Consider the following 24,566-nt stretch of genomic DNA (forward strand, 5'->3'; position numbering starts at 1 on the left):
AAAAAGGTCGGTGAAGAGAATCAATCACTGGCATGATCGCCGCGTAGGGCTGCAGAATAAGGTCTGTCCTTAGAACGAGAAAGTAAGCTTAATGGCGTGAGGTGTACTAATCCTAAGTAGTCGCCCGTTAAAAACTAGATTCACACTAAAATAGCAGTCTATTTCATTGTTTTTTGGTGTTCAAAATTGCAAGATTTCTGCATAATTAGCACAGATACCTTGCAATTTGAGCGTCGAACTTATGAAGCCAAAGACACAAGAAATAGCCCCTACCGATGACCTGTTCCGCTCCCGCCTCGATCAAATGATCAATATGCGCCATGAATTGGTGGTGCTTACTCAGCGCATTGATTGGCATTATCTGGACAGCCAGCTCGACCCTTTCTATGCCAACGCAGGCCGACCAGCCATCCCGAACCGATTAATGGTCGGCCTGCAATTACTCAAACAGATGTATGCCTTATCGGATGAAGCGGTCTGTGACCGCTGGGTCGAGAATCCCTATTTCCAGTATTTGTGTGGCGAAACGTATTTTCAGCACATTTTCCCCATTCAACGCTCGTCCATGACCCACTGGCGCCACCGGGTAGGCGAGGACTTCTGTGCAAGCTTGATCAAAGAAAGTCTGAGAGTCGCCCATCAAAGCAAAGCTATTCACACTCGCCATCTCAAACGCGTGGTGGTGGATACCACGGTTCAGCCAAAGGCGGTTACCTTCCCCACTGATGTAAAGCTGCGCTATCGGGCCATTATTGCGTTGGGTCAGCTGGCCAAAGAACATGACGTTCCCCTGCGTCAGAGCTATGTTCGCGTCACCAAGCAGGCCTTGATGATGTCGGGACGTTACCGTCACGCCAAACAACTCAAGCGTGCCCGCCGTGCAGAGAAGTTCATTCAAATACGTCTTGGCCGAATCATTCGCGATATTCAGCGGCGCTTACGGGATCAAGAAGAACTCGCGCCGTTGTTTGCTGATGCACTGCGTAAAGCCAACATTGCCTTGCGCCAAGAGCGCAATAGCAAGGTCAAGCTCTACAGTTGGCATGCGCCCGAAGTGGAATGTATTGGCAAAGGCAAAGCTGACAAACCCTACGAATTTGGCTGCAAGACCTCGATTACGACACACGTGAATCCTGCGCCAGCGGGGCACTTCATCTTACACGCAAGTGCCTTGCATGGTCGGCCATACGATGGCCATACCCTGAATGACGTGCTGACCAACACAGAGGACTGGACGGGCGTCAGTGTCGAGCGGGCCTATGTGGATCGGGGCTATCGTGGTCACGATTACCCGCATAAGCATAAGGTATTTCGTTCTGGGCAAAAGCGTGGGGTGCACGGCACAATCAAGAAAGAGCTTAGGCGACGTACCATTGTAGAACCCGTGATTGGCCATCTTAAGAGTGATGGTCACTTGGGGCGTAATTATCTGCAGGTGTTGATTTGCACTTAAAACTGACCCAGGATTTGCATCTAAAATTGACCCACCCTTTGATGCCAATTATGGCGTAGTTTTTTGTTTTTCGCCGGTCTTAATTTCCTCTTGCTGTGTTGTTGAGTGTTTCAGTCTGTAGCTGTCATTGCCGGTCTCCAAGATATGGCAGTGATGCGTTAATCGATCCAGCAATGCTGTCGTCATTTTTTCATCGCCAAATACCGCTGACCACTCAGCGAAGCTAAGGTTGGTGGTAATGATGATGCTAGTGCGCTCGTATAGCTTGCTAATCAAGTGGAACAATAAGGCACCACCCGCTTGGCTAAAGGGTAAGTAGCCCAACTCATCCAAGATGACGAGGTCGGTGTGTATGAGTCTGTTGGCAAGACGCCCCTGCTGACCTAGATGCTTCTCATGCTCCAGTGCATTAACCAGTTCAATCGTGGATAGGAAGCGTACTCGTTGGCGGTGATGCTGGATGGCTTGCACGCCAATCGCAGTAGCCAAGTGCGTTTTGCCGGTGCCAGGGCCGCCGACTAAGACAACGTTTTGTGCATCCGCCATGAACTGGCCGCGGTGTAATGATTTAACCAGCGCTTCATCCACCATACTTTGTACGAAGTCGAAATGAGTCAGGTCTCGATAAGCTGGGAATCTGGCAATCTTCATTTGGTAATTGATCGAACGCACATCGCGCTCGGAGGACTCAGCCTTGAGTAACATATCGAGTATTGGCAATGCATTCTGGTACGCAGGAGAAGACTGCGTCGCCAATGTAGATACGGCATCAGCCATGCCGTGCAGCTTCAGGGATTTCAGTGTTGAGATCATTGCCTCAGTGTTCATGACGTGTTCTCCGGAGATTGTCGTATCTGGCCGTATTGGCCAGCGGTTCATTGACGAGCTTTAGTGCCGGTGGTGGTATCAGATCGCGAGGGCGCTGCGGCTGCTCAAGCCGGCTAAGACAATTCAACACATGTTCTTTGGACGGTTCCCCAAGCTCTAGGGCTTTATTGATGGCCTGTTCGACAAGCGCCTCGTCGTGGAGTAGCACGAGCGCCAATATGTCAGCCATCTCTCTATCGCCACCAGGGTGCTTTAGGAGCTTGGTTTGCAGTACGCGGAAGCTGTCCGGCAGCGAGGCAAATGGCGCGCCATTGCGCAGCGCACCGGGCTTGCGCTGTACAACACTGAGATAGTGGCGCCAATCGTAGATGGTTCGTCCTGGCGTGCTTTTCTCCCGATTAAAGACGCGGACGTGCTCTGCAACGACATGTGCCTCCGCCACAATGACCAAGCGTGCCGGATAAACCCGCAGGCTAATCGTCCGATTGGCGAAGCTGGCAGGAACGCTGTAGCGATTGTGTTCGAAGGTGATAAGGCAGGTCGAGGAGACTCGCTTGCTATGCTCGACAAAGCCGTCGAAGGCGACTGGCACCGGCATCATCTCACCCAGTTCATCGTCTAAACACTCGGCAAGTGACCGCACTTTGATCCCTGGATGCGCCGTTTCCTGCCACAAGGTCTGACAGCGCTGCTCCAGCCAGTGATTCAGCTCTTGCAGTGACGCAAAGTTCGGCACGTCATACCAAAGGCCATGGCGGGCATCGAGTACGGCTTTCTCAATTTGGCCTTTCTCCCAGCCCGAGGCTGGATTGCAGAATTCTGGTTCAAAAAGGTAGTGACTCACCATGGCGTAGAATCGCTTGTTAATTTGGCGCTCTTTGCCTCGGCCAATCTTATCGACGGCGGTCTTCATGTTGTCGTATATGCCGCGCAGAGGAATGCCACCAAACGTCCGGAAGGCATGGTAGTGTGCATCGAATAGCATCTCGTGGGATTGAGTGAGATAAGCCCGCATGAAGAAGGCGCGACTGTAACAAAGCTTAAAATGCGCTACCTGCAGCTTGGTGCTGACGCCATTAACCCTGACCCAGTCTTCACTCCAATCAAACTGGAAGGCCTCGCCTGGAGCAAACTGCAGTGGCACATAGACATTCCTCGCAGAGAGCCGCTTAGACTCGTCTTGGGTTCGCCGCCATTGGCGGGCGAAGGCCGCGACCCGATCGTACGAGCCGGTATAGCCAATGGAAACCAGATCGCGATAAAGCTGCTTTACCGTGCGGCGCTGTTTCCGGTGCCGGCGGGATTCTCGGAACAGCCAATTGGTTAGCGTTTCCCCGTAATCATCAAGATTGCTTGGGCTTTTACGCGCTGGGTAGGCTGGCTCAACCACTTGGCCAGCGAGGTATTTACGAACAGTGTTACGGGATAGGCCTGTGCGTCTGGCAATCTCCCTGATTGGCATGCCCTCGCGGAAATGCCAGCGTCTAATCACACTTAATAATGCCACGTCTATCACTCCTCAAACCCCCGCAGTCATCCTGCGGGCAAGTGTTACACGTGGGTCAAAATTCGATGCAAATATGGGGGCTTAATGGGTCAGTATTGGATGCAAATCAACATCTGCAGGGAATACTCGGCGACAAACAGAATGTATTGCTCAGCGCCGCGGGTCACAACTTCCGTTTGCTGTTGAAGTGGTTCAGAAAGCTTTTTTTGGCCCTGAATTTATTGACGTTTATCTGCTCAAGGCTACGCAATAGTGCGGGCTGGGCGCGAAATGAAATCACTGTGCTGAACCACAGTGCGCACCCCATGATATTCTCAATGAGTATCATGGGGTGATGTCACTTTGATGGGCTTTTTAACGGGCGACTAAGTAGTTTGATTTTGATATGAGGCAATACGCCGGTCATCCTAATTGTCGCCGAACACAAGGCAATGGCTTCGTGGCCAAACGGCATCCGCTCGAACAGGTAGAGGGATCGTTTGTCCCACTCCGTAGGAATTGTTGCTTGCTCAATGAACATATGTGCTCCATGAATCGATCCTAGCAGAAGCCCACCCGCTTCGCAGTCAACCTCCCGTCGTTGAACATGCCGATTAAATATTTCAAGAGTCGAATTCGAAAAATGCAGTAGTGTCTTCCTATCGTCATTGGCCCAGGAGCTCATGAACCGCATACCGGACATTCCTGATCCCGTAGCGGATCGCAATCGGGTGTGACTAGTTGCTGAGAGCAGTCGATCAGCCTGGTTCTCAACGCGGGGGAATAGACGCCGTTGACCCAGTCAAGGACCATCTCAGCGCCCAAGCTGGCAGCATGGACAGACACTGAGGCTGGAAATGGCACGTATAAGCCCTCGCAGCCATGCCCTGCCACGATGGAAGGGATAGATTCAACGCTCGAGCGGAGCACACCTCTTCTGTTGCTATGCAAAAGACATCAGAAGCAGGCCCCGGACGCGTTCTTTCTCAGGAGCGCACGGACCGCAGTTCCTGGCCCCTCGATCCAGACTGAGAGCATAAGAGCTGGAATCGGATAGTGGCTGCACAGCCAATGCCCGAGTGACTCTTCCCCGGTCGCTTCTATGAGTAAGTCCAGCTTTCCGAGCTGGGCCTGCCTGACATCTACGGGGAGCGCACGAATCTCGGTTGGAGCGGACCGCTTAAGCTCCTTTGCCATGGCCTCTGCCTTGTTCGACAGCAAGTCCGGAAACCCCAGGCGATGACGCCCAATGTTCTGGGGAAGAAGGTAATCGAAATCGCCCAGCGTGAGTTTCCCACCGCATGTCCCCGCCCCAGCCTTGACCAGCATGCACGACAGGTATCCAACTATCGTGCCACATCCCACGATGGCTAGGCTTTTACCGGCAAGCGTCTTTAACTTTGGTATATTTCGCTGGGCAAGATATCGATCATCGATTCTGATTACCGAGACAGGCATCGCCTTTAGCCCTAAGGTCAAATCTCTGCGACCTTCGAGTTTGCCCTTTTGGACTGGCCATTGGCGATCATAGAGAATGGCAAAGCCGTACGTTATCAATGGAGATTCGATAATGATCAAAACACCGTTGACCTTCTTTCTTTCTCCTTCCTTGATGCGCTCATGAATCTTGCGCCGGCACCGAGGGTCAAGTGTGCTTTGCCACGCCAAAATATCGCCAACCGTTTCAGGAGGCCAATGGCCAGTCAGCGGGCGAGGTTGCGCGCTAGTCTTGACTCGGTAGGTCAGAACCGTTTGATCGGTGAATTGGCAACCGATCGACTTTAGTTTGTTAGTTGTTCGAGCTTCGTTGTCGGTTATGACCACAAAGGCATTGGTTGAGTATGTGGACTGGAAAGAAGTTAAGACTGCACTGAATATATTGAAGCTGACGATCCCTTTTAAGTCAAAACAACAAAAGTGGCCTAAATTTACCTGTTAGCAACATGTGAGCCCCCAATTACACCAGTTTTGATGTCTTCAAAGAGTTGATCATGATGTCCATACCTTCATGAGGATCGGCACCAATAACCGCACAGTATTCAATAAACTCTGACAGCTCAATCTTTCTGCGATCTTGCTCCATCTTCCCCAGAACAGAATGATGGCGCCCCATCAACTCCGAAGCCGCACGTAACGATAGCCCACTCTCCTCTCGCTGCTGCCTCAACCAGATGCGCAGGTTTTCGTAGTGAACTGTATAGGGAGATGGTTTCATTGTCTCGATGATAGAGACAATGTAGAATGTCGCGAAATTCGAGACACAATGACGACATACTGCTTCATGAAAGATATACATATTAAGCCTGCACTTCGTCATGTTTTACAAAACATGTCTGACACGCCGTTCACTGTTGCGCAGCTGACTCAAAAATACCTCAAACACCCAGAAAGCCAGCACACCGCTAAAAAGTCCGCGAGGCAATATGTTTATCGCAAAATGCTTCGTTTAATAGAGCATGGCCAGATGATAAAACTGCCTGATAACAATAGGTGGCCACGTTATGAGTTAACATCAATATTTATAAGCACCGTTGTAGACCACCCTGCGAACACAGAAAAATTTAAAATGGCGGAAGTCATACGGCATCCAAGCTCGGCTTTACACCCACATGAATTCATACTAAGGGAGAAGCTCAGCCAGTACAGATCCGATATGCTTTGCGCCCTTGGTGAATCTGAAGAATACAGTGCGCTTTGCAATGACTATCCTGATCTGCGTGAAAGCGCACAAGACTTGTATAACGAGGCTCGTGAGCGCGGCGCCACGTTGCTAGGCAAGATAAAAGCACTTGAAAACATGCTCACGCACCATGCAGGGTAATGCTATGCAGCTCAGACAATGGCAACAAGAAGCGGTCACAGCTGCGTTAACGCAATATGAAACAGATCATCCACACTTTCTTTGCCTAGCAACCCCTGGCGCCGGCAAGACATTCATGGCGTCGCAAATCGCGAAAGAATTAATGGCCGCAGGAAAAATCGATTTTGTTTTTGTTTTTTCACCCTCCGTGAATATCGCTGCATCATTCCAAGTGTCACTTGAATCCAGGTTAGATTGTAGATTAGATGGATTGCTTGGATCGAAAGGGAAATCCCTGATCTACCAGTCGATGGCTAACCAAAACTCAGCGTTTTGGCTACTCCTGTCCCAATTCAAAACATTGGCTATTTTTGATGAAATACATCACTGCGCTGGCGATAACCTAGGTAACACCAATGTCTGGGGTCAAAAAATCATTCAACATATACAAGGCATAGCGGATTATACGCTCGCGTTAACTGGGACACCGTGGCGCTCCGACAAAATACCCATCGCGCTATCAAGTTATTGCGTAAATGGCATTATACAGTGTGGTTACAGCTACGGATTAGAGCGAGCAATTCAGGATGGCGTATGCAGGACACCTAAGATCATTGCCGTAGACAATGAAGACATTACAATACTATCTGGTGACGAGAGCGAGCGCTATAGTTCATTTTCGGAACTGCTAAAACAATCAAAATGCACGTATCAGCAGCTGCTGGACAGCGATGATTTGATTGCTTACATGGTAAAAGTAACTGCAAAAAAGCTTAAGCAGGTGAGGAGAAAACAATCCAACGCCGGTGCTTTAGTTGTGGCGGCTACTGTTGATCACGCTATTAAAATAGCAGAAATTATTAAGCGTGAAATTGGTGACTCCGCCCGTGTGGTAACCTATTTACACGAGGATGCACAAGAAACCATTCGAGATTTTCGAGAGGCTAATGATAAGTGAGTAGTCTCAGTCGGCATGATTAGCGAAGGTACCGACATACCGCGATTAAAAGTGTGCTGTCACCTTACTCGGGTTAAAACAGAGTTGTATTTCAGGCAAATTTTAGGCCGTATATTGCGCTCTACGGGTATTGAAAATGACGAAGGCTTTCTGTTCATGCCCGCCGAACCAAATCTAGTCGAATACGCCGAACGAATTGTTGAACATATACCCCACGCGAACACCGTTACAATTGAACAAATGACCGGAAATATCACCACAAGCGATAACTCAACGCAAGTGCCGACGCTACCTGAGATTGCGAACGACCCTAAGCCAATTGTAAACGTCAATTTTTCGACCGAGCTATTTTCAGATGATAATGGGGTTGATCTTTCAGTATTAACTACACCAACACTTGCTGAAACTTACGATACGTCAATTGGCCTATTTGGACGATTTAGGCAGGAAATAATAAATATTGCGATACAAGATATTGCTTTTAATCGTTAAGAAAGTGGACACAAATAAAAAGCTACGGAACGCAAACTTAAAGAGAAGAAGCTTAAGTATCAGGATTGAATCCTTATCGGTGATTTGCAATCTTAGCTCATAAAAGCGTTCCGGATATGCCGATGTATGCTCTATTAACGAGGAATAATGTCAAATGACGTATTGAGGAAGTATGAAAATTCGGGTTCTGAGCGATTAACCTCTAAAGTTTAGTCTGCTAACTATTCGCGAGCACAGCGCAGATATCGTGGTCTTGGCAGGTGACACCCATCTAAAAACCCGCGGAGTACGGTGGGTACGAGACACATTCAAAGATCGACCCGTGATAATGGTATCACGCCAACGGTCACTCCCAGCCGTTTCCTTGTTTCAGTGTCACTCAGTTCAGCCATAACATTCCTTCAAATAGTGGGCCAAAAATAACGAAAATGCCGACAACCAACATTGATCTGCATCAACAAAAATTAGGCGTTTAAGAAAATTTACTATTTTGCGTCGACAACATTGACCTAGATCAAGGACGGTATTGACCATCAGCGTTTATAGTTTATAGCCTCGATAAAGGAAGCCGGTTATGAAAAAAGCGATTATGTCTGCTTTGTTCGCTCGATGTCAGAAATAGGTCGGGGCTTGAAGTACCTTTTGCGGGCATGCCGTCCGAGCTACAGAAACCCTCCCGCATCGTTGTTTTTTACTTACATTCAAGGTTATCCGGAGTGCTAGCACCACCCCATCGAAAACGTGGCATTGAATCGCCTACTGAGAAATCTAGGCCATACAAGCTATCTGGGGAGTTCAGTATGCCAAAGCAAACGTCGCCACTACTAAGTAGCATATTACTGAGGACCGTCGCCGTGACGGTGGCCATAACGGCTATAAACAGTCAAGTCGCCGCAGCCGCTACATTACCCGATGACCTGGTCGGCCTTAGCCTCGACGCCTTAATGGATATCAGCGTCACCACCGTATCCAAAAAAGCCGAACCCCTCAGTGAAGCTGCCGCTGCCGTTTACGTATTAACTGCTGAAGACATCAGACAGTCTGGCGCTCGCAACATTCCAGATGCGCTAAGACTAGTTTCTGGCGTGCAGGTCAGTCAGGTAGACGCCCATACCTGGGCCGTAAGTGCACGAGGTTTCAACTCTACGGTGTCAGACAAGCTCGAAGTTCTGATGGACGGACGCAGTCTCTACACACCGTTATTTTCTGGTGTGTTCTGGGATGCGCAAAACACCCTATTGGAAGATATAGATCGCATTGAAGTTGTGCGTGGCCCAGGCGGCGCGCTGTGGGGGGCGAATGCCGTCAATGGCGTGATAAATATCATCACCAAGCCCGCGGCTGAGACTCAAGGTGGCTACGTTGAGGTGGGCGGTGGTACCGAACGCCGCTTCGTAGGCATGCGCGCTGGTGGCAAGCTCGGTACAACGGGTCATTTTCGCGCCTATGCCATGGGCTATGACCGGAATAACCAGGCTTTAGCTGAAAATGCAGACCCAGCATTGCGCAGCTCCCTCGGCAACCGAGATCAGGCTAGAGATAGCGCTGATATGGCTAAAATAGGCTTTCGAAGCGACATTCTCAGATTAAAACGCAAAATATGGAAAATTTCTACTAATACACGATTTTATCTGTATTAACGCCACATAAGTATACTGATGGTCACTGTTGTCCCGTTAAGGAGAAATAAAAAACCTGATTCCACTACAATTGATACAATGAGATTGCTTAGAAAACACTGTATTAATAGAGGGAACCAGGCCATGGCACATTGCAATACCATTCTTTCATAAATACTAAAACTTGTTCCGAGACATGAATTTGAGACCTTTGCCAAACAACACCATTCAGGCGGCGCCTTTCGTACAGCCTCCCGTTGGTCGCAGTTCGTGTCACTGACGATGGCTCAATTGTCTGGGAGAAATAGCTTGCGTGACATCGTTGATAATATGTCGGCGCAAGTGCATCACCTCTACCACTTGGGCAGTACCAAACTGTCGCGATCTAACCTGTCGCGCATCAATGAAGACAACCCTATGCCTTGTACGCAGCGTTGTTTGGAAAGCTGTTAACGCGCTGCCAAGGTGTGGCGCCTGATCATAATTTCAAGTTTAACCACCCATTGTATTCGCTGGATTCCTCGACTATCGACTTGTGCTTGTCTGCGTTTCCCTGGGCTGATTTTCGCACCACTAAGGGCGCGGTTAAGTTGCACGTCGGCTTGAATCATGCCGGTTATTTACCGGAGTTTGTGACCATTACGGACGGAAAGAAACACGATGTGACCGTGGGTCGCATGCTCAACTTCCCCAAAGGGAGCATGGTTGCCATTGATAAAGCCTACAATGATTATGCCTGCTATAAGCATTTGACATACAATAATATTTTCTTTGTTTCCCGGCTTAAGATCAATGAAAAGTACCGTGTTATTGATCGTCGCTCCGTGCTGAAAAACAAAGGCTTAACGTGTGATCAAACGATAGAATTCAGCGGCCCCTAGGTCTCTAAAAAGTGTCCGGTTCAATTGCGTCGGGTAGGCGATAGATACGCGGAGACGGGCAAACACTATGTGTTTTTAACGAACAATTTCAAGCTAGCCGCCAAGACGATTGCCGATATCTACAAAGCTCGGTGGCATGTCGAGTTGTTCTTTAAATGGATAAAACAAAGCCTGAAAATCAAATCGTTTGTTGGCACGAGCAAGAATGCGGTAATGACACAAATATGGATAGCCATGTGCGTCTACCTGATCATTGCATTTCTCGCATTTCAGTCAGGGCTTACAAAAAGTATGCAGCAGATATTACGGCTACTGCAGTTTAATCTTTTTGATAAACGTGACCTGATGGCTCACTTAAGGGGGGGAGCCTTCTAATGACAGGCTACCTGATATTAATCAGTTGAAGCTCATATAAAAGTTAACAGGACAGCAGTGACTGATGGTATATTACTATGCTAATTCTCATAACCTTAAATCTGGTTGCGTGGCAGTTTTATCACTAGGCCATCCATATCTTCGCGCACAATCAGCTGGCAACTTAAGCGGCTGCTCACTTCTGGTTCGAGCACGCACTCCAACATTTGCGATTCAATTTCGTCGGGATCGGGAAACACCCCTCGTGTAACGAAGCAGTGACAAGTAGCACAACTACAGCCGCCGCCGCAATCGGCAAGAATTCCTGCGACCGAAGAATCCATTGCCGCTTGCATAACACTGGTTCCCGCATCTACTTCTGCAGCCTGTCGATTTCCATCTGCATCTTCAAACACTATTTTTGTCATTATCTGTTCCTAGCCAAACATATATCGGCTTACGTATAAGCCATTTTTTATCGAAGGTATTTATGCATCAGGCTGCCATTAAGCAGCATTCCAAGACAGCGGCAGCTCGTGGATACCAATATTCTGCCCAGTCATGGTCGCAACTGATTTACCCGGTGTTATAGTGAAGTTCGGTATCCGCTTCAACCACTCTTCCAGCAAAGCGCGAAGCTCATTGCGCGCCAAATTCATCCCAACGCACTTATGTGGCCCTTCTCCAAAGCTTGGAATATTTTTCGGGCAACGATCAAATTTCACCGCCATGGCATCTGGCCAAGCTTCTTCGTCCATTGAGTTCATGCACATTTCCACAATCACTTTGTCGCCGGCGCGCATGGTGATACCGCCAATCTCAATATTTTTTAACGCCATTCGCGCAGTAGAAACGATAGAATAGCGGCGCAATAATTCGTCGACAGCATAGGGAATCAAAGCCGGATCATCGATCAGTTGCTGCCTGTGATCCGAATTCTCTGCTAGGAACTTCATGAAGAAGGCCATGGTATGCGAAACGGAATCCAATCCGCCCAATAACAAAATAGTGACAGAGGCAGTTGCCTCCATATGAGTGGCGGGGCGATCGCCGACCTTAATCTTGATGAAACGACTGATTAAATCATCACCCGGCTCCTGCTCGCGTTTCGTCACCCACTCATCACAATAAGCAAATATTGCCATTGCGGCTCCCCCGCGTGCCTCGGGATTATCACCATGGGTAACTGCATCCACCAGAGGAATCAGACGCTCTCTGTCTTCAAACGGCAGACCCAGTAATGACATTACCACCGCTATGGGAACTTGCAGCGCGACATCCGCCATAAATTCGCATTCACCCTTGTCGATGATCGCGTCGATACATCCAATAATTACAGACCGCGCCTGTTCACCAAATACCTGAACCTTTTTAGGCGATAAGGCCAAATTATAAGGGTGGCGAAAGGCCCGATGTTCTGGCGCGTCGACCATCAAAGGCGGAAAGTCTGGGGTACCCTCTGGCATATCCGGCACTAAAACCGCTTTACGAGAGGTGAAGTGCTCAGTATCAGTTAGCACCCGATGATACAACTCCGCGCTGTTCACCACCCAATAGCCACCGTAATGAGGTGTGTAAAACATTTCCGGCGAACTGTTCTTGATTGCTTGCCACGCCAGAAACGGGTCGGTATCGCCGCCCGGAATATTATAGATATCAACGTCTCTCACTACCGAGGATGCGACGTGGTCAGGAATTTTGTGTTTAGCAGTCATTGTCATATTTATCCGGTAAATTTAGTTCTAAACAAACAGTGCGTTCATCACGTTCAACTCACGGCCCAAGACAAAGTCACCATAGGCTTCAAAACTAATATATGAATTAAAGATAACGTGGCGTGAGCCGACGTTGAAATCCAGCCAATAGCGCTGCGCAGGATTCGATTCGCTAAAACCTGAGGAGCCCGCAAGATCCATCAACGTATTCGAGGCTTCACTTAACAATTTAATCGCCAGTGCAACTTCTGCGCGGATATGGTGGCTTTCTTCATTCGTAAATACCCGCACCTCTAACGCAGCTTGGTCGACAGTACTGTTGGTGCTGTCCATTATCGAGCGCGCCGCGCGGATTTTACTTGCCGCTTCGCCCAATGCCGCCCGATATGAGGCCGCATCCTGTTTTTGCGCGTAATTACTGTACAAGACGGGCTTATTGCTGGAACTTATAATGGCATCCAACTGCCCCTCTACAGTACCCACTAATACCCCCAGCGCCTTGGCTCGGAGTAAGGGGAAGGCAACCCAGTAATCACAAGATTCTTTGGGGTAGGAAAAGGGCTCACCACTGGAAACACCGGCCATTTTGGTGGTATGACCATAGGGCACAAACACATTTTCAGCAACCAAGGTATCTGACCCAGAGCCCCGCATGCCCACCACATCCCAGGTGTTCAGGCGCTTTACATCATTGATACTAACCAAGCACATAAGTGGCTGCTCACCACCGAGGATACCCTGAAGCAAGGCGTACTCGGCGTGATGACAATTAGAACCATAGGCCCAACGACCCGTTAGCAAATAGCCGCCGTCGGTTTCCACCACGGTGCCAGCGCCGTTTTGAGGGCTGGTCATCATCGGAATACCATTCTTAAACACGGCTTGCTGCAGCGAATCCTTCATCTGGGATGCCATCCAGCTTACCGAATTGGTTATCGACACACTCCATGCGGTAGAGGGGCAGCCGCGTGCGATTTCTGCTGACACCCGTGCGAGTGCGGCAGACGAGAGATTACCACCGCCCCAGCGCTTGGGAACGGATAGCTCATGCAGTTTTGCATCGATAATCGCAGCGACCACTTCCGGTGTCATCTCGCCGATTTGATGGTGGATTTGAGTGCTTTTTTTTAGCAGCGGATACATCGCCTTAACCGCGGCTATCGCCTTGATTTCGGCATCCGCATCGAATGAAAGTGGTTGATCAACGCCCGCAAGCGCAGTGGCAGCTACCATTGTTATAACTCCTATTATTAATTTTGCCAAACATCTGATTAATTGGCGAAATTTACTACTCAGTTCAGTTCAGCTCAGCTCAGCTCAGCTCACAGACTACAAACTTTAGTTACCAGTAGTAATCCCAGAATGTGAATATGAGCTATCCGATAATTTAGTCACTTATCAGGGGCAGATATTCCTATCCGCCCACTCTCCCGCTAACTTATTGCCCTGCACCCTTGAGCAGACAAGCCGGATCGCAATCGCCGTAGCCCGTCACCCAAGGCTTTTCACGCTGATCAAGATCGTAATCCAGCACCCAGGTGCTTGGATCAAGCTGCTTAGGATCGGCCGCAAACGACAAGTGAGTGTGAAGTATTTTCCATTTACCTTTTATTTTTTCGACAACGTCAGTCTGACGCATCACCCAAAATACAGATTCACCATTTGGCCCCGGAATCTTGTAAATTTGATTCATGTAAATGAATCCAGTTGTGCCCTTGGCGTAAACCTGCATATTTCTCAACCAAAGGTCACCAACAAATTTCGGTCCAATAAAATTAAACCACTTGCGAACGTCATCACCAAAATATTCGCCAGGCGAAAGAATATCGGTAAATATTATGTCTTCGCTGTCCGCATAATATTGCAATGGGTTGTCAGGGTCTTTTATGAATTCTTCGTTGTAATTTTTCTCAACTGCTTTTTCCATGGCAACGATTTCAGCTACGAGTTTTTTGTCACTGCCGAATAAGGCTTTGGGTTCCGCCCACTTCCGCTCTGACATCAAATCTCCTGCAGAAGCACTAATGGGCAACATAACTAACATCGCGACGAATACTTTATTAACTATTTTCATTTAGACCTCTTTATTTTAATAAACTGTTATTCTTTAATTTTAATACTACTCATCGCACACACTTAGGCGGGAGCGCTACCCTTTACCACAAACCTTAAGCAAGAGTTTCTTACTATCTTCTGGCCATTTGTTCCCGCTCCACGCGATATGCTGATCAGGACGCACTAGTACTAATCTTTTGCCAAGCGCCTCAAGATTTTTATCTTTATTAATGCGAACCACTGCCATAGGAATGTCGCATTTGGCAGCTGCAGTTTCAATTTCTGTAGTATCTGCGTCACCCAAAGCGATTAACGTAAAATCACGACCGAGTAAATCAAACAGTGCGCGTCCATCTGACTCTAAATAGAATAGCGGTAGCCGCGAACCGGGCCAAAAAGAGGGATTAACGTGCAAGCGGTCAAAGGCCGGCTGCTCACTCAGATTGGAAGGATATTCAATAATTTCTGAGTCCGCATACTGATAGCCGTGCTCAATTCCCCAGCTTTCATTTTCTGCGTTGCCGATTTCTTGAATTTTATTACTGATATCTAAACGCTGTGCGCTAGCACTACTGGAATCGAGATCAATCGTGGCCCGAATTTCTTGTATATAGGCCTCAATGGTAAATCGCTCTGTCATATTACTCATTGCCGCAACACGGTTCTGCAATGCGATCACATGGCGCTCAGTAACACTTGCCAATAATTTTTCGCCACCCCATTCATTGACGACGGCTGATAATTTCCATCCTAAGTCGACCGCATCAGCGATGCCGGTATTCATACCGTATCCGCCGGTTGGCACGAACTGATGCGCCGCATCGCCTGCTAAAAAAACGTTGCCGTCACGATATTTTTCAGCGACAACCATATGAGGTGTCCAATGATTAGCGACCAATATCTCGAATTCAAAATCACGGCCAGCAAACTGTCTTAGCAAATCTTCGGGCTTTATAGCATCAATATCCGTACCGGGCGGTAGCACTACGTGCAGGGTCCAAATATTTCGGCCATTTTGCGCAATGAGTGTACCGAAACCAGTCTGCAGGTGATAAGCAGCGCCAAACTTTGCCAAAACCGTGTGATCAGTAGACTCAAAATGCACGAGGTAAACGGGCACAACGCCCCATTCGCCTTCTACCTCAATGTCTGCCACCTTCCGAACTTTACTTGAGCCACCATCGCAACCCGCTAGAAAGCGACTGCGTACTTGTTGATTTTCGCCGCTGCTTTCACAACGGATGGTGCTAGTGACACCGTCATGATCCTGTGTAAAATCTTCAAATACCCACCCAAAGCGAACATCGACCAAGGGGCTCTCATCAATTGCCTTTTTTAGCACGGGCTCTAACATCACTTGCGATACACGCATTGGCGGCTCTAAGGTCATTCGCCCGTCATTACGTCGACGGCCAATTTCTCTTTGTTGAGCCGGACTGCCATAGTCAAATGTGTGCAGTCGATAACCGGTAGCACTGGTGGCGTAGGTGATATCTAATTTTTGATCTTCCGCAACACCGGCAGCGCGTGCTTGCTCTACAATTCCGAGACGCCGAAACAACTCCATGCTGCGGCCATTCGTTAAATCCATTTTGGGGTGCTTCGTTGTACTCGGACGACGCTCCACTAAGATAGACGCTACACCGTGGAAGGCGAGTTCCAATGCAAGCGTCATACCAACGGGGCCACCGCCAGCAATTAATACTGGCGTCGTGGAAAGCGTTTGATTCATTTAAGCACTCCTCCTTTTTATTTATTTTGGGTAGCACACTTAGGAGCACCACCCAATGATTGTTCCAAATAACAGCGCCAACAACAATTAAGGACTATCAATGGCAGCTATAGGAAAACTTTAGGTTTTGATCAATAGCAGGCCCGGTTGCTCGATCATTTCCTTTAGAAAAGCAAGAAAGCGCGCGGCCTCAGCGCCATTAATCACCCTATGATCAAAGCCCAAGGTTAGCGCCATAATCTTGCGATTTTCGGGTTTATCGTTCACCAACATCAGGCGATCCCGTGCCGATCCAACGCCGATAATCGCAACTTCAGGCCAATTCACTAAGGGACATAAACGAGTAGCACCAATTCCACCCAAATTTGAAATGGTAAAACCATTGCCCTTAAGGTCTTCAGCACTTAACTTCGACACTTGGCCTTTGTCCGCAAGCACCTTAATTTCATTCGCGATACTGATCGCTGATTTTTTATCTGCGTCGCGAATGCCCGGCACTAATAATCCCCGAGGAGTGTCGACAGCGATACCGACATTGACGTACTCGCGAACAATTAATTGTTGGCTTTGCTCATCGAACACACTGTTGAACTTCGGAAAATCGTGCAGCGCAAGCGCCACTAATTTACACAGAATTGCCGTCATTGTTAGCGGCATGGGTTCCCGGCTGTCGCGCTTCACTGCTTTGCGCAAGGATTCCAAGTCGCTTACATCGATCTCTTCTTCCACCCAGGCGTGGGGCACCGTCGACCAGACAAACTGCATATTGTCGCTGGTTGCGCGGGCTATGCCGCTCATCTCAGCCCTATGCACGGCACCGAATTGCGCGATGTCTGGTAGCTCGCGCCGAGGGATACCGCGCCCCCCGGCGGGCTTTTCTGCAGCCTGTATAATTATTTTGGCGTGATGTTTCACGTCCTCCTTGCTGATACGGCCCCGAGCACCGGTACCCATTACAACACTCAAATCAACACCAAGTGTCCTTGCCAAATGGCGGGCAGCCGGGCCCGCAGGCGCTATTGCCGACAATAAGCTGGCATTCTGCGCCTCGGTTGCGGGCGCTTCATATACGGGCTGCACCGGGGCAACTTGCAGGAGTTCGCCCCTGTTTTCTTGGCTCGACGCAACGGAGACTAGAGACGCAGCAGCACGCTCAGGCTCCGTCTGAGAGATACACGCCGCAATATCGCCATTAACCGCATCAGCGTCAGCCGCGACTTCGAGCATCGCGGCAATATCCCCACCGCAGACTTTGTCGCCAAGCTTGCACTTTAATTCGGTGACAACACCGTCGAATTCACAGGGAACCTCAACAACGACTTTATCGGTTTCAATTTCAATATAAATATCGCCACAGGCTAAACGATCGCCAATGGCAGGCAGGCTTATAATTTCACCGCCGGTACGCGCATCATCGCCGAGCGCGGGAATGATTAAAGACTTATTCACTTTGTATGCTCTTCTGCAGTGTTATTGTTAGCGCTGAGCGGGGTCGGCCTTATCAGCCTCAATATTCAGTTCAACCGTTAGCTCGTTTAATCTCGGGAGGGAGATTTCTCCGCGTTTATACAAGCTCGTGAGACTGGCGTGCACAATATATTCGCTAGACACCTCAAAATAACGACGCAACTCAGGCCTAGCCTCACTCAAGCCGTACCCGTCAGTACCCAGTACCACATATGGCGCAGGCATCCACTTGGCAATTAGATTCGGCAATGCCTTCATGTAATCCGTTGCCGCGACAAATACGCCACTCTCCTTTCCGAATAGTCGCTGCACGTGCGACTCCTTTGCCTCAGCCTCTGGATGCAGCCGATTCCAGCGCTCACATGCTTCAGCCTCGCGACTCAACTCCGTAAAGCTCGTGATACTCCAGATACTCGCCGCAAAGCCCAGTGACTCTAATTTTTCAGCCGCAGCGAGAGCTTGCTGCATAATTGAGCCGCTGCTTAGCAAGTGGATTTGTTCACCGTTCGACGTAGAGCGCTTAAAGCAATAGCCACCCTGTATAATGCCCTGCTCAAGATTGTCTGTTTCGGGCATCGCTGGCATGGCGTGGTTTTCGTTATACACAGTGAGGTAATAGAAAATATTTTCGTTCAAGCTGTACATGCGACGAATACCATCGCGAATTATGAACGCCAGTTCGAAACCAAAGGCCGGGTCGTAGCTTTTCATATTGGGTACGGTTGACGCCAAAATATGTGAGTGGCCGTCTTGATGTTGCAAACCTTCGCCATTGAGTGTTGTCCGGCCTGCGGTGCCTCCCAGCAGAAAGCCCTTGCACATCATGTCGCCGCAAGCCCAGATCATGTCGCCGACCCGCTGAAAACCGAACATGGAATAGAAAATATAGAAGGGGATCATTGGCAGACCGTGCACCGCATAAGCGCTGCCTGCAGCCATAAAAGATGCGATCGCGCCGGCTTCGCAAATACCCTCTTGCAGAATTTGGCCGTCCTTAGACTCGCGATAGTAAGTGAGACTCTCACGATCCACTGGGGTGTAATTTTGGCCGTGGGGAGAGTAAATCCCCGCCTGCGCAAACAAACCGTCCATTCCGAAAGTGCGCGCTTCATCCGGCACAATCGGCACAATGTATTTACCTAGGGATTTGTGCTTCAGCAGCCGCGACATAATACGCACAGTCACCATCGTGGTAGAGACTTCGCGGTTACCAGTACCTTTTAAGAATTCCGCCAAGTCGTCGAGGCTCGGCGCCTCTAAGCGAGGACAATCCACAAGCCGTGACGGCAAATAGCCCTGCAAGGCCTCCCGCCGCGCCTGCAAATATTTCATTTCTGGGCTATCTTGCGGCGGCAGATAGAAATCGGCGCGCTTGGCCTGTTCATCTGAAAGCGGGATACCGTAGTTCCGCGCGCACAGCAAGCGCTCTTCACTGTCTAAATTCTTTTTCTGATGGGCGGTATTTCGGCCCTGTGCCGCGACACCCATGCCATCGCCTTTCACCGTTTTAACCAGAATAACCGTGGGTTTGCCCCGAGATTTACTGGCCTGATCAAACGCCGCGTATATTTTCTTGGGATCCTGACCGCCGCGTTTAATGGTCTTTACTTCGTCGTCAGTCAGGGAATTCATCATCGCTCTGAGGGCGGGATTATTTTCAACCCAATGCTCGCGCTGAACGTCGCCGGGAAGAATCGAAAAATATTGATAATCACCATCCACACACTCTTCCATACGCCGACGCAAGTGGCCCTCTTGGTCGCCAGCCAGCAAACCGTCCCAACCACTGCCCCAAATAACTTTAATAACGTTCCAATCGGCGCCACGGAAACTCCGTTCCAATTCTTGAATAACTTTGCCATTGCCGCGCACTGGCCCATCAAGACGCTGCAGATTGCAATTCACAACAAGGATAAGATTGTCGAGATTTTCCCTTGCCGCAATATTAACGGTACCGAGCACTTCAGGCTCATCCGCTTCACCATCGCCTATAAAACACCAAATCTTCTCGCCGTTATCGGTCTTTAAACCACGGTTTTCCAAGTACTTAGCGAATCTCGCCTGATAGATTGCCGACGGTGTAGACAAGCCCATAGACGCGTTCGGCATTTGCCAAAAATCTGGCAGCGAGCGTGGATGAGGGTAGGAAGGCAAGCCACCACCATCACTCAATTCACGACGAAAATTATTTAATATTTGTTCGCTTAGACGACCTTCTAAAAATGCTCTAGCGTAAACACCCGGCGCAGCATGAGGCTGCACCAGCACTGTGTCACCGCCATAATTTTCGCTGCGCGCACGGAAAAAATGATTAAAGCCCACTTCCAACATTGTCGCCGCAGACGTATAAGTTGCTATGTGGCCGCCCACCCCCGTGCCAGCGTCCTGCGCCTTGAGCACCATACACATGGCATTCCAACGAATGATATTTTCAATGCGTTTTTCAATCTCAACGTCACCTGGGAAAAGTGCCTGACGAGCAGTTGGAATAGTATTTACGTAGGGAGTATTCAAGGTGGCCTCACCCAAAATCACCCCCCGACTAAGCACATGATCCTGTACGCCACGGAGTATTTCTCTCACGCCATCTTCACCAAAGGCGTTAAGAATGTAGTCGATTGATTCGCACCAATCCTGCTTATCGTCTTGCAGTAATTCGGGGATGTTCACGGCATCGTTCATGGGAGCTTCCAATATTATGGCTCTGATTATCACTCGCCATTATGAACAGCCACAGCAAGATGTCTGCCTAAAGCTTTTGATAACGCCTATTGAAAAACTTGAATGGAACATTAAAACCAGTACAGCAGAAACATAAGAATTGGAATTTTGAGGCTATGCTAACGAGCTTCGCAAATAGCTCTAATCAGATTTTTTAGGATGAGTTCGATCGCATTATGGCCATCAATTGCCGCGGCGTATTCCTAGGCATGCGCCACGCCATTGCGATAATGCAAAATCCCGTGGTGGTTCAATTATCAATATTGCCTCTGCGGCGGGCTTGGCCGCCTTCCCCGGCATGAGCGCGTACTGAGCATCAAAAGGCGCTGTTCGTATGCTCACCAAAACCGCTGCCGCAGAATACGGCAGTTCTGGCATTCGCGTTAATGCGATATGCCCCGGGGTGATAATAACGCCACTCGTCGCACATATTTCAGCCGACATTGTGGAGGGCGTAAAACAGCGCACGTTACTTGGCCGGCTCAGGCAGCCCCAGGAAGTTGCCGATCTGCGGTTTACCTCGCCAGCGACGAATCAGGATTCATCACCGGCGCCGGCATGCTCATTGACGGTGGTATGACGGCCATTTAGCCTTTCGGGCTACTTTCGAGATCGGTACCACTGCCTGAGCGCAAAATTTTTGCAGCGATGGATCAGTTTATTGGATGGCTCCAATCAGCTTTTTTTATTGCCCCAGAATCACACGATAGCAATACTTGACGGCAAATTGATAATCATAAAATCTGTTGCCGCGCGCATAAATGTCTCCGTGACCTTAGTTAAATTGACCAAGATCACCACAGCGTTGCAGCCTAAGTAGGAGCCAAGCCTTGAGCCAGCATCTTGATGAAGTCCGTAGCCAATGCAATCAGCTAATCCACGCTTTTGCCTACTTTGTCGACCACCGCGAGTTTAGCGAGGCGGTGGCGCTATTTACAGAAAATGGCGAATTCGAGCGGCCCGACGGTCACGTTAAGGGCCATACTGAGATCGCTGCACTGTGGGCGAATCGCCCCGCCAGTGTTGTGACGCGCCACTTATGTGGCGTGGCACATTTCACCGAAATCAGCGCCACTACGGCGACCGCTGTCACCCCTTTCACGCTATATCAAACCCAGCATGAAGGCGAAGGCCTGCCACAGGTCAGCAAGCCAGCAGGTATTGGGGAATTTACCGACAAATTTAGTTTAACTGACGATGGCTGGAAAATTGCGCATCGCCGCGGCATGCCGGTTTTAATGTACAGCTAATTCTCACCTTTTTTGGAGTCGATTTATGTCTACAACAAGCTCAACTGAGCAAGCTACCAAGATCATCCCCTCGTTCATGGCCCATGTGGTTTTTCAAACCAAACACTATGAAGAGATGATTGAATGGTATAGCAAGGTTTTTTTTGCCACGCCGGTATTTAGCAGCGAAATACTGACTTTCATGACCTACGATGACGAACACCATCGCTTTGCCATGTTTAGAATGCCGGAACATGAAACCGCGTCCGGCCCCCGCGCTGGCGTAGCCCACCTTGCTTACTCCTATGGCTCACTGTCAGATTTGCTAAATACCTATGACCGCTTGAAAGGATTGGGCATTACGCCAACGTGGGCAATTAACCACGGCCTTACAACATCTTTGTATTATACCGACCCTGACGGCAATGAAATTGAACTGCAAAAAGACAATTTCCCCACCCCTGAAACCAGCAAAGCCTACTTTAGTTCACCGGCTTATCTCAGAAATCCTATTGGCGCGCCCTTTGACGCAGAGACTTTGCTTGGGGGTTTTCGTCGCGGCGAGGAATTTGATCAGATGATGAAAGACGCGCTCGCAGCAGCGGATCCAAAAGCCTTGCCAATGCTGTAACCACAAACCTTATTTGCCCGACTACAGGATATTGCCATGTATGATATTGAACGCCTAAAAAAGCAACGTCACTTTAAAGAAGACAAGTACTGGGCCTCACCGCTTAATTTTATCCCCGAGAATAATCTTGGCCTTGACGGCCGCAAGGTTAAAATTCACGACGTCAGCTTGCGCGACGGTGAGCAGACCTCGAATCTTGCGTTTAGCTTGAACGATCGCATTCGCATTGCTGAGGCACTGAGTGATCTGGGTGTAGCGCGTATCGAAGTGGGTATGCCGATCATTTCTGAGGAAGTTCGCCAGGGCATAAAGAAAATTATTTCGCTAAATTTAGATGCCGAAATAGTTACCTTTTGTCGCACCGATAAACTCGACGTCGATCTCGCCGAAGAGTGCGGCGCCAAGAAGATCATTGTCGAACACGTCATGAACCCCTATCTCATTGAGCAAGCCTACGGGATTCCCAAAGAAACGGTAATCGAGAATTGCATTGAAGTCATTCGCTACGCCCAAAGCAAAGGCATAGAAACCACGTTCATGGGCTGGGACCTTACCCGCGCTGACGATATGGACTATCTCCACGACGTCTATTCTAAAATATTTACCGACTGCGCGCCCGCTTCCGTCGTTCTAGTCGACACCCTAGGCTGCGCAATGCCAAGGGCCGCGGGCTACCTCGTTAAGCAATTTCGCGAGTGGCTGCCCGACACGGTTATCGAGTACCACAACCACAATGAATTTGGCTTAGCGAATGCGGGCGTACTTGAAGCCGTTGCCGCTGGCGCCGAAATCATCCACACCTCCATTAACGGCCTAGGTGAGCGTACTGGTAACGCCGCTACCGAAGAGATCGTGATGATGCTTGAGGTTTTAGCGGGGGTTTCAACCGGGGTAAATACTGAGAAGCTAATGGAGACATCCATCCTGTTGGCGAATCTTAGCAACCAAACGATACCCCGCAATAAGCCCATAGTTGGTCGTGGATTGTTTGACATGGAATCGGGCATCGCCGTCGATATAATGCGTAAATTCCAAGCGACCGGTTTTAATGTTCCCGAAGTGTCTGGAGCCTATGCCGCCAGTTTGGTCGGACAGGAAGACGGCCGTCCCGTGCTAGGCAAAAACAGCGGCCGCGCAACGATCAGCTATTTCCTAGAAAAATTAGACATGAGTGCCAGCAAAGAACAAGTCGCAGATATTGTAGAACGCGTTAAAGCGGAGGGCCGCATTCAGCGTCACTTGTTGTCAGAAACCCAGTTCAAAGCGATTTGTAAAAAGGTACTTTGATTATTGATTAATGAACCTCTGAACAATGGTGCAAACGATCACAGGCGTAGCGTGATAGTATTTCAGCTCGTCCTTATACCCTGGTTGTAGATATGAGTAGTTGTAACGATTATCCCATAGCGCCCTTGTTTCGCGAGCGACGCAGTGGCGTCACATTTGACCCTGCACGTGAAGTTCCTGACGTTGCGCTAGAGCATATGATGGAAGCTGCCCGCTGGGCGCCCTCCTGCTATGGAGAGCAGCCATGGCGGTTTATCATTTGCCGCAAGGCCTTTGAAAAGGATGCCTGGCAGGGGATTTTTAACGGGCTCCTGCCGTTAAACCAGCAGTGGTGTGAAAACGTACCCTGCTTTATTGTTGCGCTGAGTCGTCGCCAATTTAGCCATAATGGCAGCGATAATCCATGGGCAATGTATGACACTGGTGCCGCTTCGCTGAGTATCTGCCTTGAAGCGACCCAGCACCAAATCATGTGTCACCAGATGGCGGGCTTCAATCCCGAAGCAATCAGCGGCCATTTCAAGCTTAATGAAGACTATAAGCTTAGTGCGATTATTGCCGTCGGCTACCCCCAAGCTGAAGCGGATATTCCCGACACTTTACTTGAGCGTGAACATAAGCCGCGCCAGAGAAAACCCCTCAAGGCGATTCGCGCTTACGGTAGTAGTGATGGCATAATCTAAATCCATTTCGTATTATGGGGGTAAGCCTTCTGCTACTGGCGACTTATCCCCTAGGGCAACTCTGATTAATTCAAATAATCTGCGATAATAGCCTCAAACAGTACGAAGGGTAAAATCAGTGCGCCAAGACGCATTCAACGACAGCGGATTCGAAAAATATCACAAGAAAACGCGT

At 49.2% G+C, this 24,566-nt stretch carries 20 protein-coding genes and 2 pseudogenes; 11 read left to right on the top strand and 11 right to left on the bottom strand.

Translation table 11 applies throughout. The features are described 5' to 3' along the window. Nucleotides 1–241: 241 nt before the first annotated feature. Nucleotides 242–1,453 (top strand): IS5 family transposase, encoded by a 1,212-nt coding sequence (locus tag AB4876_RS18445; RefSeq protein ID WP_368383167.1) that lies wholly within the window; start codon nucleotides 242–244, stop codon nucleotides 1,451–1,453. Nucleotides 1,454–1,501: 48 nt separating this feature from the next. Here AB4876_RS18445 and istB read toward each other — a convergent pair whose 3' ends face one another. The 4 genes from istB to AB4876_RS18465 form a co-directional block, all read right to left on the bottom strand. Further along, entirely contained in the window at nucleotides 1,502–2,281 is a 780-nt protein-coding gene (gene istB, locus AB4876_RS18450; RefSeq protein WP_368383168.1) for an IS21-like element helper ATPase IstB, read from the bottom strand. Further along, a complete protein-coding gene (gene istA / locus AB4876_RS18455) occupies nucleotides 2,271–3,797 on the bottom strand; it encodes an IS21 family transposase (protein WP_438273425.1) in 1,527 nt (508 codons plus the stop codon). Before istA ends, istB begins: the two co-directional genes overlap by 11 nt. A 927-nt stretch (nucleotides 3,798–4,724) precedes the next feature. After that, complete coding sequence (locus tag AB4876_RS18460) at nucleotides 4,725–5,435, bottom strand: ThiF family adenylyltransferase (protein ID WP_368383170.1); 711 nt, start codon at nucleotides 5,433–5,435, stop codon at nucleotides 4,725–4,727. A 289-nt stretch (nucleotides 5,436–5,724) separates the two neighbouring features. Further along, nucleotides 5,725–5,982: a helix-turn-helix domain-containing protein gene (locus AB4876_RS18465; protein WP_368383171.1), complete on the bottom strand. Its 258-nt coding sequence runs from the start codon at nucleotides 5,980–5,982 to the stop codon at nucleotides 5,725–5,727. Nucleotides 5,983–6,048: 66 nt separating this feature from the next. Between AB4876_RS18465 and AB4876_RS18470 the strand changes: the two genes are divergently transcribed. The 5 genes and pseudogenes from AB4876_RS18470 to AB4876_RS18490 all read left to right on the top strand — a co-directional run bounded on the left by AB4876_RS18470 (nucleotide 6,049) and on the right by AB4876_RS18490 (nucleotide 10,892). Continuing rightward, nucleotides 6,049–6,588: a VspR family transcription factor gene (locus tag AB4876_RS18470; protein ID WP_368383172.1), complete on the top strand. Its 540-nt coding sequence runs from the start codon at nucleotides 6,049–6,051 to the stop codon at nucleotides 6,586–6,588. Between the two features lie 4 nt (nucleotides 6,589–6,592). Next, nucleotides 6,593–7,525 (top strand): DEAD/DEAH box helicase family protein, encoded by a 933-nt coding sequence (locus AB4876_RS18475; protein WP_368383173.1) that lies wholly within the window; start codon nucleotides 6,593–6,595, stop codon nucleotides 7,523–7,525. A gap of 15 nt (nucleotides 7,526–7,540) precedes the next feature. Then, nucleotides 7,541–8,017 carry a hypothetical protein gene (locus tag AB4876_RS19105; protein WP_368383174.1) on the top strand — a complete coding sequence of 159 codons (477 nt, stop codon included), beginning with the start codon at nucleotides 7,541–7,543 and terminating at the stop codon, nucleotides 8,015–8,017. A gap of 800 nt (nucleotides 8,018–8,817) precedes the next feature. Continuing rightward, nucleotides 8,818–9,657 (top strand): TonB-dependent receptor plug domain-containing protein, encoded by an 840-nt coding sequence (locus AB4876_RS18485; protein WP_368383175.1) that lies wholly within the window; start codon nucleotides 8,818–8,820, stop codon nucleotides 9,655–9,657. 153 nt (nucleotides 9,658–9,810) lie between these two features. After that, a pseudogene (locus tag AB4876_RS18490) lies at nucleotides 9,811–10,892 on the top strand (IS4 family transposase). A gap of 95 nt (nucleotides 10,893–10,987) precedes the next feature. Here AB4876_RS18490 and AB4876_RS18495 read toward each other — a convergent pair. From AB4876_RS18495 to aceE, 7 genes are all read right to left on the bottom strand, one after another. After that, nucleotides 10,988–11,299, bottom strand: coding sequence for a 2Fe-2S iron-sulfur cluster-binding protein (locus AB4876_RS18495; protein ID WP_368383176.1), 312 nt, complete (start codon nucleotides 11,297–11,299; stop codon nucleotides 10,988–10,990). 78 nt (nucleotides 11,300–11,377) lie between these two features. Then, entirely contained in the window at nucleotides 11,378–12,586 is a 1,209-nt protein-coding gene (locus tag AB4876_RS18500; RefSeq protein ID WP_368383177.1) for a cytochrome P450, read from the bottom strand. Nucleotides 12,587–12,613: 27 nt separating this feature from the next. Beyond that, nucleotides 12,614–13,819 carry an acyl-CoA dehydrogenase family protein gene (locus AB4876_RS18505; protein WP_368383178.1) on the bottom strand — a complete coding sequence of 402 codons (1,206 nt, stop codon included), beginning with the start codon at nucleotides 13,817–13,819 and terminating at the stop codon, nucleotides 12,614–12,616. 205 nt (nucleotides 13,820–14,024) lie between these two features. Next, on the bottom strand, nucleotides 14,025–14,660 hold the full coding sequence (locus AB4876_RS18510) for a YybH family protein (protein ID WP_368383179.1): 636 nt from the start codon (nucleotides 14,658–14,660) through the stop codon (nucleotides 14,025–14,027). 75 nt (nucleotides 14,661–14,735) lie between these two features. Next, nucleotides 14,736–16,373, bottom strand: coding sequence for an FAD-dependent monooxygenase (locus AB4876_RS18515; RefSeq protein WP_368383180.1), 1,638 nt, complete (start codon nucleotides 16,371–16,373; stop codon nucleotides 14,736–14,738). A gap of 120 nt (nucleotides 16,374–16,493) precedes the next feature. After that, nucleotides 16,494–17,822 carry a dihydrolipoamide acetyltransferase family protein gene (locus AB4876_RS18520; protein ID WP_368383181.1) on the bottom strand — a complete coding sequence of 443 codons (1,329 nt, stop codon included), beginning with the start codon at nucleotides 17,820–17,822 and terminating at the stop codon, nucleotides 16,494–16,496. A gap of 27 nt (nucleotides 17,823–17,849) precedes the next feature. Then, on the bottom strand, nucleotides 17,850–20,522 hold the full coding sequence (gene aceE / locus AB4876_RS18525) for a pyruvate dehydrogenase (acetyl-transferring), homodimeric type (protein ID WP_368383182.1): 2,673 nt from the start codon (nucleotides 20,520–20,522) through the stop codon (nucleotides 17,850–17,852). Nucleotides 20,523–20,886: 364 nt separating this feature from the next. Here aceE and AB4876_RS18530 point away from each other — a divergent pair. The 5 genes and pseudogenes from AB4876_RS18530 to AB4876_RS18550 all read left to right on the top strand — a co-directional run. Further along, nucleotides 20,887–21,141: pseudogene (locus AB4876_RS18530) on the top strand (SDR family oxidoreductase); the annotation flags it as partial. 250 nt (nucleotides 21,142–21,391) lie between these two features. Continuing rightward, on the top strand, nucleotides 21,392–21,811 hold the full coding sequence (locus AB4876_RS18535) for a nuclear transport factor 2 family protein (protein WP_368383183.1): 420 nt from the start codon (nucleotides 21,392–21,394) through the stop codon (nucleotides 21,809–21,811). A 25-nt stretch (nucleotides 21,812–21,836) separates the two neighbouring features. Next, nucleotides 21,837–22,421 carry a VOC family protein gene (locus tag AB4876_RS18540; RefSeq protein ID WP_368383184.1) on the top strand — a complete coding sequence of 195 codons (585 nt, stop codon included), beginning with the start codon at nucleotides 21,837–21,839 and terminating at the stop codon, nucleotides 22,419–22,421. A gap of 36 nt (nucleotides 22,422–22,457) precedes the next feature. Continuing rightward, entirely contained in the window at nucleotides 22,458–23,708 is a 1,251-nt protein-coding gene (locus AB4876_RS18545) for a LeuA family protein (protein ID WP_368383185.1), read from the top strand. A 92-nt stretch (nucleotides 23,709–23,800) separates the two neighbouring features. Further along, a complete protein-coding gene (locus AB4876_RS18550; RefSeq protein WP_368383186.1) occupies nucleotides 23,801–24,391 on the top strand; it encodes a nitroreductase family protein in 591 nt (196 codons plus the stop codon). Nucleotides 24,392–24,566: the final 175 nt, after the last annotated feature.

Source organism: Zhongshania guokunii (assembly GCF_040892635.1).
Taxonomy (GTDB): domain Bacteria; phylum Pseudomonadota; class Gammaproteobacteria; order Pseudomonadales; family Spongiibacteraceae; genus Spongiibacter; species Spongiibacter guokunii.